This is a genomic window from Paraburkholderia heleia NBRC 101817 (genome assembly GCF_000739775.1).
GTDB lineage: Bacteria > Pseudomonadota > Gammaproteobacteria > Burkholderiales > Burkholderiaceae > Paraburkholderia > Paraburkholderia heleia.
The window spans coordinates 221607-237239 of the sequence record NZ_BBJH01000008.1 but is presented as its reverse complement, the minus strand read 5'-3'; the positions used below and the strand labels follow the sequence as shown (position 1 = coordinate 237239).

The 15633-nt window shown below is 65.8% G+C and carries 13 protein-coding genes; 5 read left to right on the top strand and 8 right to left on the bottom strand.

The annotated features are described in order from the left end of the window. Positions 1-75: 75 nt before the first annotated feature. On the bottom strand, positions 76-1200 hold the full coding sequence (locus tag BHE01S_RS09860; protein ID WP_042263216.1) for an alkene reductase: 1125 nt from the start codon (positions 1198-1200) through the stop codon (positions 76-78). A gap of 192 nt (positions 1201-1392) precedes the next feature. After that, positions 1393-2298 (bottom strand): helix-turn-helix domain-containing protein, encoded by a 906-nt coding sequence (locus tag BHE01S_RS09855; RefSeq protein WP_042263214.1) that lies wholly within the window; start codon positions 2296-2298, stop codon positions 1393-1395. Positions 2299-2623: 325 nt separating this feature from the next. Here BHE01S_RS09855 and BHE01S_RS09850 point away from each other — a divergent pair, with 325 nt between their 5' ends. The 3 genes from BHE01S_RS09850 to BHE01S_RS09840 are packed head-to-tail and all read left to right on the top strand — an operon-like array spanning position 2624 to position 4754. Continuing rightward, positions 2624-3607, top strand: coding sequence for an alpha/beta fold hydrolase (locus BHE01S_RS09850; protein ID WP_042263213.1), 984 nt, complete (start codon positions 2624-2626; stop codon positions 3605-3607). 56 nt (positions 3608-3663) lie between these two features. Next, complete coding sequence (locus tag BHE01S_RS09845; protein ID WP_042263322.1) at positions 3664-4362, top strand: HD domain-containing protein; 699 nt, start codon at positions 3664-3666, stop codon at positions 4360-4362. Next, positions 4359-4754 carry a BON domain-containing protein gene (locus BHE01S_RS09840; RefSeq protein WP_042263210.1) on the top strand — a complete coding sequence of 132 codons (396 nt, stop codon included), beginning with the start codon at positions 4359-4361 and terminating at the stop codon, positions 4752-4754. Before BHE01S_RS09845 ends, BHE01S_RS09840 begins: the two co-directional genes overlap by 4 nt. Before the next feature lie 78 nt (positions 4755-4832). Here BHE01S_RS09840 and BHE01S_RS09835 read toward each other — a convergent pair whose 3' ends face one another. From BHE01S_RS09835 to BHE01S_RS09820, 4 genes are all read right to left on the bottom strand, one after another. Then, the gene (locus tag BHE01S_RS09835) at positions 4833-7112 is read right to left on the bottom strand and encodes a xanthine dehydrogenase family protein molybdopterin-binding subunit (protein WP_042263208.1); all 2280 of its coding nucleotides are present in this window, start codon (positions 7110-7112) and stop codon (positions 4833-4835) included. Further along, complete coding sequence (locus tag BHE01S_RS09830) at positions 7109-7621, bottom strand: (2Fe-2S)-binding protein (RefSeq protein WP_042263206.1); 513 nt, start codon at positions 7619-7621, stop codon at positions 7109-7111. Before BHE01S_RS09830 ends, BHE01S_RS09835 begins: the two co-directional genes overlap by 4 nt. Then, complete coding sequence (locus BHE01S_RS09825) at positions 7618-8901, bottom strand: c-type cytochrome (protein WP_042263205.1); 1284 nt, start codon at positions 8899-8901, stop codon at positions 7618-7620. Before BHE01S_RS09825 ends, BHE01S_RS09830 begins: the two co-directional genes overlap by 4 nt. A gap of 193 nt (positions 8902-9094) precedes the next feature. Then, the gene (locus tag BHE01S_RS09820; RefSeq protein WP_042263203.1) at positions 9095-10318 is read right to left on the bottom strand and encodes an MFS transporter; all 1224 of its coding nucleotides are present in this window, start codon (positions 10316-10318) and stop codon (positions 9095-9097) included. A 414-nt stretch (positions 10319-10732) separates the two neighbouring features. On the opposite strand from BHE01S_RS09820, the gene BHE01S_RS09815 reads away from it, so the two are divergent. Continuing rightward, the gene (locus BHE01S_RS09815) at positions 10733-11650 is read left to right on the top strand and encodes a LysR family transcriptional regulator (protein ID WP_042263202.1); all 918 of its coding nucleotides are present in this window, start codon (positions 10733-10735) and stop codon (positions 11648-11650) included. Positions 11651-11821: 171 nt separating this feature from the next. Continuing rightward, complete coding sequence (locus BHE01S_RS09810) at positions 11822-13543, top strand: FAD-dependent oxidoreductase (RefSeq protein ID WP_042263201.1); 1722 nt, start codon at positions 11822-11824, stop codon at positions 13541-13543. A gap of 53 nt (positions 13544-13596) precedes the next feature. Here BHE01S_RS09810 and BHE01S_RS09805 read toward each other — a convergent pair whose 3' ends face one another. Further along, on the bottom strand, positions 13597-15177 hold the full coding sequence (locus BHE01S_RS09805; protein WP_042263199.1) for a cation:proton antiporter: 1581 nt from the start codon (positions 15175-15177) through the stop codon (positions 13597-13599). Positions 15178-15226: 49 nt separating this feature from the next. Next, positions 15227-15502, bottom strand: coding sequence for a XapX domain-containing protein (locus tag BHE01S_RS09800; RefSeq protein ID WP_042263197.1), 276 nt, complete (start codon positions 15500-15502; stop codon positions 15227-15229). Between the last annotated feature and the right edge of the window lie 131 nt (positions 15503-15633).

Sequence of the window (15633 nt, the reverse complement as noted above, 5' to 3'; positions counted from 1 at the left end):
CATGCAGGTCAGGAAGGTCGGCGGAATCCGGTTTGCGCATGCAGGCGGCCGCCTGGCGCCACCGCCTGCATGCGCTCAGTCCGATGCGGACGCGAAGGCCGGATAATCAATATAGCCCCGCGCGTCGCCGCCGAAGAACGTGCCCGGGTCGGCCTCGTTGAGGGGGAGTGCCGCGCGCAGACGAGCGGGCAGGTCCGGGTTGGCAATGAACGGACGGCCGAACGCGATGAGATCCGCGCGGCCGCTTTCGATCGCCTGTATCGCGGTTTCCAGCGTGTAGCCGCCTGCCAGCATCAATACGCCGTTGAATCGCCGCCGCATGAGCTTGATGATGGCGTCCCAGCGGGGATCATACTTTTCGTCTTTCACCGTGCCGACGATAGCGGGCTCGACGAGGTGCAGATACGCCAGATTCCGCCCGTCGAGGTGCTCGGCGATATGCCCGAAGGTGGCCTCGGGCGTGTCGTCGCCCATGCCCATGAAGCGGCCCATCGGCGTGAGCCGCACGCCGACGTTCACTGCTCCCACTTCGGCGCCGACCGCATCCACGACTTCGAGGAGCAGGCGTGTGCGGTTCTCGATGCTGCCGCCATAGGCATCGGTGCGGCGATTGCTGTTGCTATTGATGAACTGATCAATAAGGTAGCCGTTGCCGGCATGAATCTCGACCCCGTCCATACCGGCTTGCATGGCATGGCGCGCAGCGACGCGGAAGTCCTGCACGATCTGTGCGATACCCTCGAGCGTCAATGCCTGGGGCACCGGCACATCGGCCCAGGCGCCGTTGCCCGTGCTGTCGACGATGAACGTCTTGCCCGGCACGGGCATCGCCGTTGGGGCGACAGGCAGGCCTGCGCCGGGCTGGAAGACCGGGTGCGAGACGCGCCCCACGTGCCAGAGCTGCAGGAAGATCTTGCCGCCTTCGGCATGGACGGCCTCGCTCACGGCGCGCCATCCCTCGATTTGCGCGGGGCTATGGATACCGGGCGTCCAGGCATAGCCCTGCCCCTGTTGCGATATTTGCGTGGCCTCGGTGACGATCAGCGCCGCGCCTGAGCGTTGCCGGTAATACTCGACGTTCATGGGCGTCGGCACATTGCCCGGCTGGCCCGCGCGCGAACGCGTGAGCGGCGCCATGGCGATGCGATGGGCGAGTGTATGGCGGCCGAGGCGAATCGGTTGAAAGAGAACGTCAGACATGGGAATCTCCGTGCATGAGAAAGGGAGTGGGATGTCTGCAACGTTATCGACGATGGGGACCACGGAGAATCCGTCTCATGTGCTAAGCAGTTTTGCGCCGGACGCAAGCTATCGGACCGGCGGCGCGCCGCTATGACGGTGGGCGGCGAGACGCGGCTGCGTCCGGCGCCATGATGCGCGCCTGAAGCGGCATCACGCCCGGCGGCGCCATGCGCCCGGGGGGACGCCGACGACCCTGAGGAAGACGCGGCTCAAGTGGCTCTGATCCGCAAAGCCGCAGGATGCCGCGATCTCCGAAAGCGTCATGTCCGTGGCGTCCATGAGCGCGCGCGCTTGCTCCGTGCGCTTTTCCAGGACCCATTGATACGGCGTTTGCCCGGTTTCCTTCGCGAATGCGCGGATGAAATAGCCGCGTGACAGGTTGCATTCGCGCGCGACATCGGCAATCGAGAGGCCGTTGCGGGAACAGTCGAGCAGCATCTCTTTCGCACGGGCCGCACAGGCGCGCGACAGCGCCCCCTTGACGCGTTCTTCGGCGGCGCGCAGGTTGCCGTATTGCCGCGCGAGATGCGTGCCGATCGCCACGCCGATCTGCTCGATGAGCAGCGTGTTGACCGGGCCGGATGTCTCGAGGCTGGCGGCAAGCGCACGCGCGAGATGGCCGAGCACGGCATCTTCCTGTTCGTGCGCGCAGGTCAGCCCCTGCACAGCAGGCACGTTGTGCTCGTCGGTCAGGTGATTCAGGAAAGCGTGAGACAACTCGACCAGCAGAAAGTCGAAATTGCCATATAGATCCGCCCGGTAATGCTCGGAGAAGTCGCGGATATAGATCGAGTTGTCACCAAAGCGGCGATCGATTGTTTGCGCACCGCGGAAGATCTTGCGTCGGTGACCGTTTCGCAGCGAGACGCCCACGAGAAAGCCGCGCTCGCATCCGGGCATCGCGATGCGTTCCAGCTCCGGCTTGTCCATGCACTTGCGAAAGAACGTGATGTCGCCGGTCTCGACTTGCACGTTCCGGCGCAGATTGGTGGAAACGCACCCGAGTGAGTCTTTCGAGCCGGTTGATGTATTCGGCATGGACGGGGGTGAAATCATCGGTGGGATCCGTACGCATTGGTAATGCCCTGTAATAATTCGTAATTATGGCGCAGAAAGGAAACGCGCGCTGGCCGTTTGGACGGTAACCGGGGGCGCTGCCTCGGGACATCGAATCGTCTTGTTGTTTAGCGTCGAACCGCACCTTTCCGGTATCTGAATGTGCCATTAAGCATATTTAAGTGCCGGAAAAGGACCTTTTATTGCTGCGTCTCTAAACTTTGTTCCCGATGCGGGGCATGGCCTGTTTGCATCGTGGACAACAGCACACGCAGACCCATCACGCGCCACCCCGCGTATGGGTAGGCAACGACGGAGAACAACGATGAACTTGCAAGAAAACGCGAACGCGCCGTCGCCGACGCGACGCAGAATGCTTTCGGCCAGCGCAGGGGTGGCCGGTGCGATCGCAATGTCGGGTCTGCCCGCCGTGGCGTCGGCTGCCGGCGGCACGGCCGCGCACAGCGCCAGCGAGCATCAGCGCAACGGCAGCTATGTGAAGACCAGGGATGGCACCGAGATCTACTTCAAGGACTGGGGCACGGGCACTCCGGTGGTCTTCTCGCACGGCTGGCCGCTATCGGCGGACGCGTGGGATCCGCAAATGCTCTTTCTGGTGAATCAGGGCTATCGCGTGATCGCGCACGACCGTCGGGGACACGGGCGCTCGGGCCAGCCGTCCGCCGGAAACGATATGGACACCTACGCAGACGATCTGGCAGCTGTGCTCGATGCGCTCGATGTGCGCAACGCGATGCTCGTCGGCCACTCGACGGGCGGCGGCGAGGTGGCGCATTACATCGGCAGGCACGGCTCGAAGCGGGTAGCAAAGGCGGTGCTGATCGGCGCTGTGCCGCCGCAGATGGTCAAGTCGGCGGCCAATCCCGGCGGCCTGCCGATGTCCGTGTTCGACGGCATTCGCGACGGCGTGGCAGCCAACCGCTCGCAGTTCTACCTCGACCTCGCTACGCCGTTCTATGGCTTTAACCGTCCGAACGCGAAGGTCTCGCAGGGTCTCGTGCAGGACTTCTGGCGGCAGGGCATGCAGGGCTCGATCAAAGGCCAGTACGAGTGCATCAAGCAGTTCTCCGAGGTCGACTACACGGAGGACCTGAAGAAGATGGACATGCCGACACTCATTCTGCACGGCGACGACGATCAGATCGTGCCGATCGACGATTCGGCGCGCCTGTCGGCGAAGCTCGTCAAGCACGCGACGCTCAAGGTCTATCCCGGCGCACCGCACGGTATGTGCAGCACGCATGTTGCCGAGGTGAACGCGGATCTGCTGGCGTTCCTGAAGGGCTAAGGCCGGTTGCCGGCTTTCGCTCGCGCGGCGTGACAGGCGTGAGCACGGAGCGCGTCATGAAGCCTGAACTTGCGGCAACACCGGACGAAGTGGCGGGCGTGATTATTCCGCGCACCGCGCTCGCGGCTCTCGCCGTCGAGAACGCGTGCGCGGCGCTCGATCCCGTTCTGGTCGGACACGCGCGTCGTGTATTCGTGTTCGCTGCGCTCGACGCCCGTCGCGGGAGACAAGCATGTGACACGGAAACACTCTACGTGAGCGCGATGTACGCAAACATGGGCCTGAGCCCAGCCTATGCGCACTCGAACCTGCGCTACGAGGTGGACAGCGCCGATGCGGCGCGCGCGCTGCTTGCGGGTGTCTCCCCCCACGTGGCCGAAGACGTGTGGCGGGCGATCGCGTTGCACACCACGCCGGGCATTCCGGAGCATGTCTCGCCGCTTGCGCGCCTGCTGGCGCAAGCGGCGTGGACCGATCTTGTCGGCGAGCACTACGACGCGTATACGTGCGCCGAGCGCGGGGCCATTCTCGCGGCCTATCCGCGCGAAGCCACGTTCTCCGAAGACGTGATCCGGGCGATCGGCAGAGGCGTCGCCCATCGCCCGCACACGACGAGCGGCACGTGGAGCGCGGACATTCTTGCCCGCATCGATCCCGACTACTGCCGGCTGAATTTTTGCGGGCTCATTCTGGGCTCGCGCTGGACTCGGCCGGACAGGGACTTTCTTTCCCACTCAAGAAGACAAAAACCATGAAGCACCATTTCATTCCACTGCTGGCCGCACTCGCATTGACGAGCGTTCACGCCTTGGCCGCCGATGCGGCAACGTCTTATTCGCCGCCTGTCGTGACGCACGCGCCGAACGCCGCGCCGGTCGCGGCACAGGAGAAAGCGGCGCGCAAAGCGGCTCGCCACGCCGCGAAAGCCGCCGACCGCAAACTGGCGGCAACCGTGCGCAAGGCGGTGACGAAGGAGGGCGATGTGCGGATGGCAAACGTCGTCGTGCTCGCAAAATCGGGCGTGGTCACGCTCACCGGAACGGTTCCCGAGGCCACCCAGATCGCGGCCGCGCAGCAGCATGCGCAAGACGTGGAAGGCGTGAGTCAGGTCGTCAACCGGCTGACAGTGCGCACGCCCGGCAACTAGGCGGCCATCAGCCGGCGTTACGCCGGCTTGCGGCGTTGCGTTGGCGTGGCCGGCGGCAAGTGGGCCGCCATGCGGCTCCTATAGTTCGATGAGTTTTCTCAGCGTGTCGCCCGCCAACGGCATTTCGCGCACCCGCTTGCCGGTCGCGTCGAAGAGCGCATTGGCGAGTGCGCCCGCCGCAGGCCCCATCGAGGCCTCTGCCGTACCGAGGAACGGTGCGCCGGGACGGTCGATCAGGTGCACGTCGATGCGCTTTGGCGCCGAGTCGAAGCGCAGGATCGGGTACGTTCCCCAGTCGAAGCTGCGAATGCGGCTCGTGTCGTAGCGCAGTTTCTCGTGCAGGGTCCAGCTGGCCGATTGCACGATGCCACCTTCGATCTGGTTGCGCGCACCGTCAGGATTCACGACCTGGCCGCAATCCACGGCGGCCTGCGCCGCTTCCAGCCTCACGAGACCCGTCTCGGGCTCGACGGAGATTTCCACGGCGATTGCGACATACGCCATCAGATTCTTGTATTTCGCGAACGCGAAACCCACACCGCGATTGCGCGCGCGCGGCGGCCGCGGCCAGCCGAACTGCTTCGCCGCAAGCTGGATCACGTCGCGCGCGCGTGGGTCGTCCATGTGGCGCAAGCGGAATTCGACGGGATCGATGCCGGCCATGTGCGCGAGATCGTCCATGGTGCTCTCGATGGAGAACACGTTGGTATGCGCGCCGAGCGAGCGCATCGCCGAAGTCTGCAGCGGCATGGTCGGCGAGAAGTTGTTCACCACCTCGATGTTGGGCAGCGTGTAGAGCGGGATGCCGTTGCGGTCGCCGCCGCCTTCCGGTTGCAGCATCGGCGTCGAAGGCGCGGAAACAAAGGGCTTTTCCAGCATGCGCGCGGGCAGCAGCCGCCCGGCGTTGACGATGCGCTCGTTGTGCGAGCTGCTCCAGAGCGCGTATTGCCAGTCCACGATGCGCCCGCCCGCATCGATCGACGCCTTTACCTCCGTCACCATGGCCGGCGTGAAGTGGTCCCACGTGTGTTCCTGTTCGCGCATCCACTGCACGCGCACCGGATGCCCCGGCATGGCCACGGCGATCAGCGCGGCATGCGCGGCGGCATCGTCGGCGCCGTTGTGGCCATAGCAGCCGGAGCCTTCGGTGTGGACGCAGCGCACGCTTTCCTTTGGCATGGAGAGCATTTCGGCCAGCGCGTCGCGCAGCGGATAGACGCCTTGTGAATGGGTCCAGACGGTGAGCTGGCCCCCCTCGAGATGCGCGACGGCGCACGAAGGCCCGATCGAGCCGTGCAGCAAATACCGCTTGATGAAGCGCGCTTCCAGCGTTTTCACGGCGGGCGCGGAGGGAACATGATGGTCCGCGATCTTGATCTGCTGCGTGCAGAGCGGCTTGAGGTCGCGATGCACGGTTGCCGGATCGGGCAGGGCACGCCCCGGCGACCATTGGCAGCTGGCCGCAAGGGCGCGTTGCGCCGTTACCGCTTGCCATTCGCCTTGCGCCACCACGGCCAGCATGCTGCCGTCGCGCACGATCCTCACGACGCCGGGCATCCTCATGATGGCGGCTTCGTCGAATGCGAGGAGTTTCGCGTCGTACACGGGCGGCATGACGACGCGTGCGTGCAGCATGCCCGGCAGCTGCATGTCCTGGACATAGCTCGCGCCGCCCGTGACCTTCGACGGTATATCGAGCCGCGGCAACGGTGTGCCGATCACGCGGAACGTCTTCGGGTCCTTGAGCGGCGAATTGGGCGTTGCGTTGCGATGCAGGTCCACGAGGCCGACGGCTTCGCCGTAGTGCATCGTGCGGCCGTCCTGTGTGCGAATGATGGCATCGCTCGCGCTGAGCGTGCCGGGATCGACGCCGAAGTGCTTCGCGGCGGCGCCGACGAGCAGCCCGCGCACTTGCGCCGCGGCATTGAGCAGCGCACTGCCGCTGTCCGCCATGGTGTGGCTGCCTGCCGTGAGGCCCTCGTCGGGCGAGGCGCCCGTGTCGGCGGTGAGGAACCTGATGAGCGAGGGCGCCATGTCCAGCTCTTCGGCGGCGACCTGAAGCAGCGCCGTGCGCACGCCCGTGCCGAGTTCGACCTTGCCCGTAAAGACTGTGACCTTGCCTGCGGGCGTGATCTTGATCCACGCATCGAGCAGCGGATTGGTTTTCAGGCTGCCGGCAAGCGCCTGGGTCTCCTTCGCGACGTGCACGGCCGCGCCTTCGTCGGCGATGACCTCCTGGGCGAGTATGTCCGCGCCCTTGACCATGCTGAACGCGACGAAGAGCGCGCCAGAAATCATGAAGTGCCGGCGGCGTTCGTCAATGGGTGCGTCGATGGAATCGTCGTCGTGGTGGCTCATGATGCCGTCTTCGCTGCAGTGATGGGATGCGTGGCCGGGGGGCTCGCCTGTGGTGCGCTCAGGCCCGCGACGTCGCGGATGGCGGCGAGAATGCGCATGTGCGTGCCGCAACGGCACAGGTTCGGCTCCATGTGCACGCGCACCTCCTGCTCCGTGGGATGCGGGTTGCGATCCAGCAGCGCCTGCGCGCGCATGATCATGCCCGCGATGCAGTAGCCGCACTGCGCCGCCTGATGCTTGATGAACGACTGCTGCAACGCGCCCGGGTGCGCCGCGCTGCCGAGGCTTTCAAGCGTGCGAACCGGCTTCGTGCCGATCGCGCTGACTGGCACGAGGCAGGAGAAGGTCGCTTCGCCGTCCACGATGACGGTGCACGCGCCGCATTGACCGAGTCCGCAGCCGAACTTCGCGCCATGCAGCTTGAGATCGTTGCGCAGCACGTACAGCAGCGGCGTGGATGGATCGATGTCGAGCGCGTGCTGCGCGCCGTTTACGTTCAGTGAAATCATCGCGCACTGTCCTCCTTTCTGAGCTGGGCGACGAGGGGTTCGGCGTCGGGCCACGCGGGTCGTGTCGAGTAGGCGCCGCGGAGGTAGGCGACGAGGTCGGCGATTTGCTGGTCGTTGTAGACGCCCATGAACGCGGGCATGTAGTTCATCACGTCTGCGCCGTTCCAGTCGATGCCGTTCAGGATCATCTGCACGGCGTTGCGCGGCGTGCCCGAGTTGACCGCCGTGCTGAACGCGAGCGTCGGACGCTCGCCGATCGTCTGCATGGGTGAGCCGGGACCGTGGCACTGCGCGCACGAGGCGTTGAAGATGACGGCGCCGCGCTGTTCGGCGGGCGTGGCTTCGCGTGCCGCGACGCGCACGGCAGGCGTGGCTTCGCCCGGCGCGCCCTTCTGGAGCGAGAGGACGTAGGTGGCGATCGCCTCGACGTCTTCCACCGGCACGGTCGCGAGATCGCGCGTGACCGGCAGCATCGGGCCTGCGGCGGCGCCGTGCTCCGAGGCGCGTCCGGTGCGCAGGTAGGCGACGAGCTGCGTCTTCGTCCACGGCTTCGCCGCGCTGTCCAGCGCATTGAGCGGGGGCGCTTCCCAGCCGTCCACCACGCCGCCGTCGAAAGCGCGGCCGGCCTTCTCGCCGCCGATCGCGTTCAGCGGCGAGTGGCACGAGGCACAGTGGCCGAGACCATCGACGAGCAGCTTGCCGCGGTTCCACTGCGCGTCCTGCGAAGCGTCCGCTTCGCGCGCACCTGTGCGCAGAAACAGCAGGTTCCAGAACGCCACCGGCGGCCTGAAATTCAGCGGGAAGACCAGCTCGTTGGCCGGCGTACTCGCCTGAACCGGTTCGCGGCTCATCAGGTAGGCGTAGGCGGCGGCAATGTCGTGGTCGGACATGCGGGTGAAATGCACGTACGGAAACGCGGGATAGAGCAGATGCCCGTCCCGCGAGATCCCATGCCGCACGGCGCGCGCAAAGGCGGCCTCGGACCACGTGCCGATGCCGGTTTGCGGATCCGGCGTGATGTTGGTCGCGTAGATCGTGCCGAACGGCGTGGCGAGCGGCAGGCCGCCCGCGAAGGGACGGCCGCCTTTCGCCGTGTGGCAGACGATACAGTCGCCGAGCGCGACCACGCGTGCGCCCTCGCGCTTGAGCGGCGCGTCGAAGCTGTCCGGCGACGGCGGTGTAATGGGCGCGACGGGCGGTCTGTACATGATTGCCGCGGCGGCCGCGAGGCCCGCGACGATGATTGCCGCCGCACCGATCCAGAGTCCTCTGCGGTTCATGAAGGCTCCCGCTGCGCGACCGCATGCGCGGCCCGGGTCGTCGCGCCCGCTCGCGCGCGCCGCATGGGCGCGAAGCTGGATGTCTCGGCGTGGCTCAGCAAGTAGGACATGGTCAGGATTCCTGAAGCGGATGAGACGGCCGGGCATCGGTCAGCAACGTGCCGCGCACCGGGTCAGGGGCGCGGCAGACCGGTCAAGGCGTGCTCGCGTTCGCGCGCGCATGCGGGCGGCCCACGAGCAGAAAATGGACGAACGAGACGAGCGGGAAAGCCAGCGCGACGCCCGCGACGAGCGCCCAGCCGCCGTGTTCATACAGCGTGCTCGCCAGCGCCGAGCCGATCGCGCCACCGACGAAGATGCTCGTCATGTAGAGCGCGTTGAGACGGCCGCGGCTCGGCGCGTGAAGCGCGTAGATTTCCCGCTGCCCGAGGACCATGTTCATCTGTACGGCGAAGTCCAGCACGATGCCCGTGACGACGAGACCGTATACGCCGAACGCGGGATGAATCAGCGCGGGCGTGCAGGCCAGCGCGGCAGCGATCAAGGCGATGAACGTGGCCCGCACGGAGTGGCCCGCATCGGCGAGGCGGCCGGCGACCGGCGCGGACGTCGCGCCGATGGCGCCGACCAGCGCGAAGACTGCGATCGCGGACTGCGAGAGGCCATAGTGGCGAGTGAGTTCGATGGGCACGGCGGTCCAGAACAGGCTGAACGAGGCGAACATCAGCCCTTGATAGAAGGCGCGGTGGCGCAGCACCGGCATGGTGCGCACGAGGTCCAGCAGCGACCCGATGAGCGCGAAATAGGACGCCTGATGCTCGGGCTGGCGGCGTGGAATGGTCAGCGCGAGGATGGCCGTGACGAGCGCCATGAGCACTGCCGCGGCGGCGAACACGAAGCGCCAGCCGAAATGATCGGCGACGACGCTTGCGAGCGGGCGCGCGAGCAGGATGCCGAGCAGCAGGCCGCTCATGATCGTTCCGACAATGCGGCCGCGCGCGTGATCGGGCGCAAGGTGTGCCGCGAGCGGAATGAGGATCTGCACGGCGACGGAGCTGAAGCCGATCAGCAGCGAGAGGGCGAGGAACCCGCCGGGAGAGTGCGCGAGCGAGGCCGCCGCGAGGCTCGCAATCGACACGAGGGCCGTTGTGATCATGAGCTTGCGGTTTTCGAGCAGATCGCCGAGTGGCACGATGAAGAACAGGCCGAGTGCATAGCCGATCTGCGTGAGCGACACGATCAGGCTCGCCGAACCGGCCGACATGTGCAGCGACGGGCCGATCAGTTCGGTGATCGGCTGCGCGTAGTACAGGTTGGCGACGATCGCACCGCAACTGAATGCGAACAACGCAATGAGTCCCTGGGTGAGCTTGATTGCCTGCGTCTTGTGGCCAAGCGTGCTCGAGGGCGTGGGCATGATGGTTCCTTGAACGATGAAGTCACTGTGGCGGGGGCGATTCGATACTCGAGCGCAGCGGGTCCCCGTCGTCGCGACACCGGAACGGAAGGGGCGATGTCGGTTGCGTCGAGATTAGGCATTCGGCGACGGCATCGGAATACACCCGCGGCGCAACCGCCCATTGCGCCGTGCGCAACGCAAGGCCCCAGGTTCCAGGCGCGCCGCAGTCGCTCCCGCGGCGGCTCCGCGTGTCTATGTGACGCTGCAAGCGTGTCACGACGCGCCTGAAAAGTCTTGAATCGGGCTGTTAATTGTTGCGTGCCCCCCGTGAATCCGCGTTGAAAGTCGCGAGAAATGATCGGACGGCAAAAAGAGAGGCGTGCCGGCGCCATTCACCGACTGCAGCCGCATCACGCTGGCATAATCGCCGTCATGGACAAGCTACTCGCACTGAACACCCTGCTCGAAGTCGCCGATGCGGGCGGCTTCGCCAGGGCCGCCCAACGTCTTGGCGTGGCGACGTCGTCGGTCACGCGCCTGATGGACGCCCTCGAAGCCGCGCTCGGCACGGCGCTGCTCACGCGTACGACCCGCCGCGTGAGTCTGACCGAAGCGGGCACGGCATATGTGGAGCAGATCTCGAGGATCCTCGACGACCTCGCCGAAGCCGACGAGAGCGTGATCGACAGCGGCGCCGCGCCGGCTGGCGCGCTGCGTATCACCGTGCCATCCGTTTACAATCGCGTCGTGCTCGCGCCGCATCTCACGGCGTATCTGCGCGAGTATCCTCGCGTCGCGCTCGACGTGGTGGTTGCCGATCATTTCGTAGACCTTGCTGTCGAGCGCATCGACGTCGCGGTGAGAATCGGGTTGCCGTCGGCAGATCCCAATCTCATCGTGAGGAAGTTGGCCGGGAACCCGCGTATTGTCGTCGCGAGCCACGGGTATCTCGAACGCGCGGGCATGCCCCGGCATCCCGGCGAAATCGTGGAACACGAATGCCTGCGCATCGCGTATGGCGGCAGTTACCGCGCGCACCAGGTCTGGACGTTCGCGCGCGGCGATCTGGAGGAAAAGGCGAATGTGCGCGGGCGGCTCATTTCCAACAACCTCGACATGCTGGTGGCAGCGGCGCTGGCCGGCCAGGGGCTGGCGCTCCTGCCCGCGTGGCTCGTCAACGAGCATGTCCGCGCGGGCCGGTTGATGCACTGCCTCGCCGACTGGAGCGTGACACCGCACAACGGCGACGCCGTCGCTTATGCCGCGTATCTGCCCAACCGGCGTCATTCGACCAAGGTGCGCGCCTTGCTGCAATTCCTCGAGGCGCGGGTGGGGCAGGAAGCCGGTTAAGGCACGGCGTGCTTCGCGGGATCCGCGTCGCACGCTCCAAAATCAAACGTGAGTTCAGAACGTTTCAGTCCTGGTTAATGCGCACCGCGGCGAAGGGTGACACGATGAGCGAACACCATGCCGGCGCTTGTATGCATTCCCTCAAGGCGGCATTTGATCGACGCAGACGATATGACCGCGAACACCGCCGTGAGCACGAACTCTCCCGAATCCGACCACCCGTTCTCTTCGCTGGAGCATCGGCAGCACCAGATGTTTCCCTGCCTTTCCCCAGCGCAGATCCGCAGCGCGAGCCGCTTTGCCGGCCGCAAGGCGTTCAAGGCCGGGGCGTTGATCTTCGAAACCGGCCGCGTGGCCGAAGGGCTGCATATCCTGCTGAGCGGCCGCGTGCGCATCTGTTCGCGCGACGCGCAGGGGTGCGCCACGCTAGTGACCGAGCATCATGACGGGCATTTCATGGGCGAGATGGTGCAGCTCACCGGCAAGCCGTCTCTCGTCGATGCGATTGCGCTAACCGATTGCGACACGCTCGTGCTAAAGCCGGAGCAACTGCGCGCGCTCATCATCGCGGACGCCCAGCTCGGCGAGCACGTCATGCGTGCGTTGATCCTGCGGCGCCTCGGGCTCATCGAACAGGGACTCGGTCCAATTATCGTCGGCTATGGCGACGACGCGCGGCTCGTGCGCCTGCAGGGCTTCCTGCGGCGTAACGCGTATCCCGCAGCCGTGGTCGACGCGCGTAATGATTCGGAGGCCGTACGGTTGCTTGCTGGGCTCACCTCGGAGCCCGACGACTTCCCGCTCGTGTTTTGTCCGGACGGAACGGTCCTTCGCGCGCCGGACGAAGTGGAACTCGCCACCCGGCTTGGCCTCGTGCCGACGTTCTGCGCTTCGCAATGCTATGACGTCGCGATCGTCGGAGCCGGACCGGCCGGCCTCGCGGCGGCAGTCTACGCGGCATCGGAAGGACTCTCGGTGGTGGTGTTCGATCGGCGTGCGCCGGGTGGCCAGGCCGGCGCGAGCGCGCGCATCGAGAACTACCTCGGTTTCCCGACGGGTATCACGGGGCAGGCACTCGCAGCGCGCGCCTTCCAGCAGGCGCTGAAGTTCGGCGTGCACGTCGCCATTCCGATTGGCGTGGAGCGCGTCGAGCGCACGTCCGGCAGGTTCGCGCTCGCGCTTTCCGACCGCCAATGCGTCCGGGCGCGAACGGTCGTGGCGGCGAGCGGCGCGGCGTACCGCAAGCCCGATGTGCCAGGCTTCGAGCGCTTCGACTATAAAGGGGTTTACTACTGGGCATCGCCCATCGAAGCACGTCTCGTGAGAGGGCAGGACATCGTGCTGATCGGTGGCGGCAATTCGGCGGGGCAGGCTATCGTGTTTCTCGCCAACTTCGCGCGAAGCGTGCGCGTCCTGATTCGTCGAGACAGTCTCGATGCCACCATGTCGCGTTACCTGATCGATCGAATCGGTGCCTTGAGCAACGTCTCGATTTGCGCGGGCTGTACGCTGGCGTCGCTGGAAGCGAGCCACCGAAGTCTCGAGCGCGTCCGGATCCGGCATCGGGATGCGGGCAGCGAGACCATCGAGACCCGGCATCTATTTCTCTTCATCGGCGCCGATCCGAAGACCGACTGGCTGAGATCGACTGGCGTACACCTCGACGCGCACGGCTTCGTCATGACAGGCCCGCCGAATGTGAGCAGCGAGTCGGACAGCAACGACGCGGGCTGCCTCCCGCTGGAGACGAACGTGCCGGGTCTTTTCGCTATTGGCGACGTGCGCTCTGGCGCGGCGAAGCGCGTCGCCTCGGCGGTAGGCGATGGGGCAGCGGCGGTGGGGCAGATCCATGCCTGGCTAAGGCGGAGCGCGGAGCAAGTCAGTACGTCTTGAGGAACGGATAAGGACAAGCCGGACTGAAGTCCCGCGGTCATCGGCGCCGCGCTTCAAGGTTCGAGCAGACGTTGCAGCCGCAACTCTTCGAGATCGAGTTCGGATTCGATGCGATGCAGAACCGCATCGTCCACTTTGCCGGCGCGGTGCAGGTCGAGCAGCGTCGCGCGCGACACGCCGACCAGTTCGAGTTCGACGCGCAGGAAGCGCGCGCGGTGCTCGACCCGATCGGCGCCGGATGCGTGCGCATCCTGGTTGGCGTTCACGCGAACCTGGTATTCGGCGAGCAGGCGCTCCAGCGTGGCGCGTTCGATATCCGACGGGCGCTTGCCGATTTCATCGAGCGCGGCAAGAGACGCACCGAATGTTTGTGCGCGCGCCTCGTGCTCGGACATGGTATGGCGCGCGGCGGGGCGCAGCTTCAGCAGCCGGATGAGCGGCGCAAGGCTGCCGCCCTGCACGACGAGCGTTGCGATGATGAGCAGGAAGGTGCTGAACACGATCAGGTCGCGGCCCGGGAAATTGCCGGGCAGCGCAATCGCGGCGGCGAGGCTCACGACGCCGCGCATGCCGGCCCAACTGAGCACCACGGCCTCGGCGAACGACCACGGTTGGCCGCCTGTGCGCCTTGCGCGCAACCTGCCTGGCTGCCAGATGGCGGCGAATACCCAGACGGGGCGCGCGGCGATGGCCGCCGCGGTCGCCGGCAACGCGACATGCAGCCCGGCCGCCAGCACGGCGCCTTCGTGATTCACGCCCGCGAGAATGCCGTGCAACGCGAGGCCGATCAGGATAAAGACGAGCGCGTCGAGCACGAACACGATCGCTTCCCATGTCGACCTGGCCTTGATGCGCATGTCGGCGTCGAATACCCGGTGCTGGCGCACACCGAGCACGAGCCCGCAGGTCACCACCGAGAGCACGCCCGAGCCGTGCACGGCCTCGGCAATGCCGTAGCTCGCCCACGCCATCACGAAGGTCAAGACGATGCCGAGCATCGGATCGCGCAAACGCGGCAGCACCCAGCACATGGCCTGGCCGCAGGCGAGCCCCACTGCGACGCCGATCAACGTGAGCGCGAAGAACAACCCCGTTCCGCTCGCCGCAGTGATAGAGGCCGCCAGCGCGGCGGAAACGGCCATCTGATAGAGCAGCAGGCCAGAAGCGTCATTCACGAGACTTTCGCCTTCGAGCACGGCGACAAGTCTTGCGGGCAGTGGATTGCGCTGGAGAATCGCTTTTGCGGCGACCGCGTCGGGGGGCGAGACGATTGCGCCGAGCGTGAAGCAGGCGGCCCAGGACAGGTCCGGGTTGAAGGCGCGTACGGCCACCGCAACGGCAACGGTGGTGAACGCGACCGCCCCGAGCACGAGCGAGGCGATGGTGGCGAGCTCCTGACGGAATTCCTTCCATGCCGTGTAGAACGAACTCGACATGAGCAGTGGCGGCAGCACGGCCACGAGCAGCAGGTCGGGGTCCATGTCGGGCACGCGCTTGCCGGCGACGGCGACTACGCAGCCGCCCAGCAGCAGCATGACGGCCGGCGGGATCGAGGCGCGCCCGGCGAGCCAGGTTAGCGCGCCCGCGCCACAGATCAGCAGCAACAGGTAGTGAAACAGCTCGACGTTGCTCATCCGCGTGCCGGCAGGTGAGGCAGTGCGGGAACAGGTATATGGCGATGCATCACGATGATTGCCGGTCCCTGGCCGCAGCGTCGGATACTTGAGCGCCCGGCAGCGAGCCGAACATATGCTGGCCGCATTTTGCTTCGCGCCACGCCGCGCGCGGCTTGTCGCCCGAGAGCATGCGACGCGCGAGCGGAAGAATCTGCTCGCCGGCCAGCATGCCTAGCAGCCCCACCAGTGCAATGGTGGGCGGAGCCGGAGACTGCACGCCAATTGCGTAATAGACAACGCCAATAAGGATGCCCGCAAGCAGCGAAAGAATATACGGTTTCATGATACGAATCTCGTTGACGGCCGCTGCGTGGAAACAGGCTGCACGGCTGGTTATTCGCAACGGTATCGAATTTTCATAATCGGGAAAAGGGTATTCAGATTATTTAAGGGTAAATTTTCTGGAATTAGATT

Coding starts and splice junctions, on each gene's coding strand:
- BHE01S_RS09835 (WP_042263208.1), bottom strand. CDS start 7,112: ATGAGCCACCACGACGACGATTCCATCGACGCACCCATTGACGAACGC.
- BHE01S_RS09805 (WP_042263199.1), bottom strand. CDS start 15,177: ATGAGCAACGTCGAGCTGTTTCACTACCTGTTGCTGCTGATCTGTGGC.
- BHE01S_RS09800 (WP_042263197.1), bottom strand. CDS start 15,502: ATGAAACCGTATATTCTTTCGCTGCTTGCGGGCATCCTTATTGGCGTT.
- BHE01S_RS09850 (WP_042263213.1), top strand. CDS start 2,624: ATGAACTTGCAAGAAAACGCGAACGCGCCGTCGCCGACGCGACGCAGA.
- BHE01S_RS09810 (WP_042263201.1), top strand. CDS start 11,822: ATGACCGCGAACACCGCCGTGAGCACGAACTCTCCCGAATCCGACCAC.
- BHE01S_RS09820 (WP_042263203.1), bottom strand. CDS start 10,318: ATGCCCACGCCCTCGAGCACGCTTGGCCACAAGACGCAGGCAATCAAG.
- BHE01S_RS09825 (WP_042263205.1), bottom strand. CDS start 8,901: ATGAACCGCAGAGGACTCTGGATCGGTGCGGCGGCAATCATCGTCGCG.
- BHE01S_RS09840 (WP_042263210.1), top strand. CDS start 4,359: ATGAAGCACCATTTCATTCCACTGCTGGCCGCACTCGCATTGACGAGC.
- BHE01S_RS09830 (WP_042263206.1), bottom strand. CDS start 7,621: ATGATTTCACTGAACGTAAACGGCGCGCAGCACGCGCTCGACATCGAT.
- BHE01S_RS09860 (WP_042263216.1), bottom strand. CDS start 1,200: ATGTCTGACGTTCTCTTTCAACCGATTCGCCTCGGCCGCCATACACTC.
- BHE01S_RS09855 (WP_042263214.1), bottom strand. CDS start 2,298: ATGATTTCACCCCCGTCCATGCCGAATACATCAACCGGCTCGAAAGAC.
- BHE01S_RS09815 (WP_042263202.1), top strand. CDS start 10,733: ATGGACAAGCTACTCGCACTGAACACCCTGCTCGAAGTCGCCGATGCG.
- BHE01S_RS09845 (WP_042263322.1), top strand. CDS start 3,664: ATGAAGCCTGAACTTGCGGCAACACCGGACGAAGTGGCGGGCGTGATT.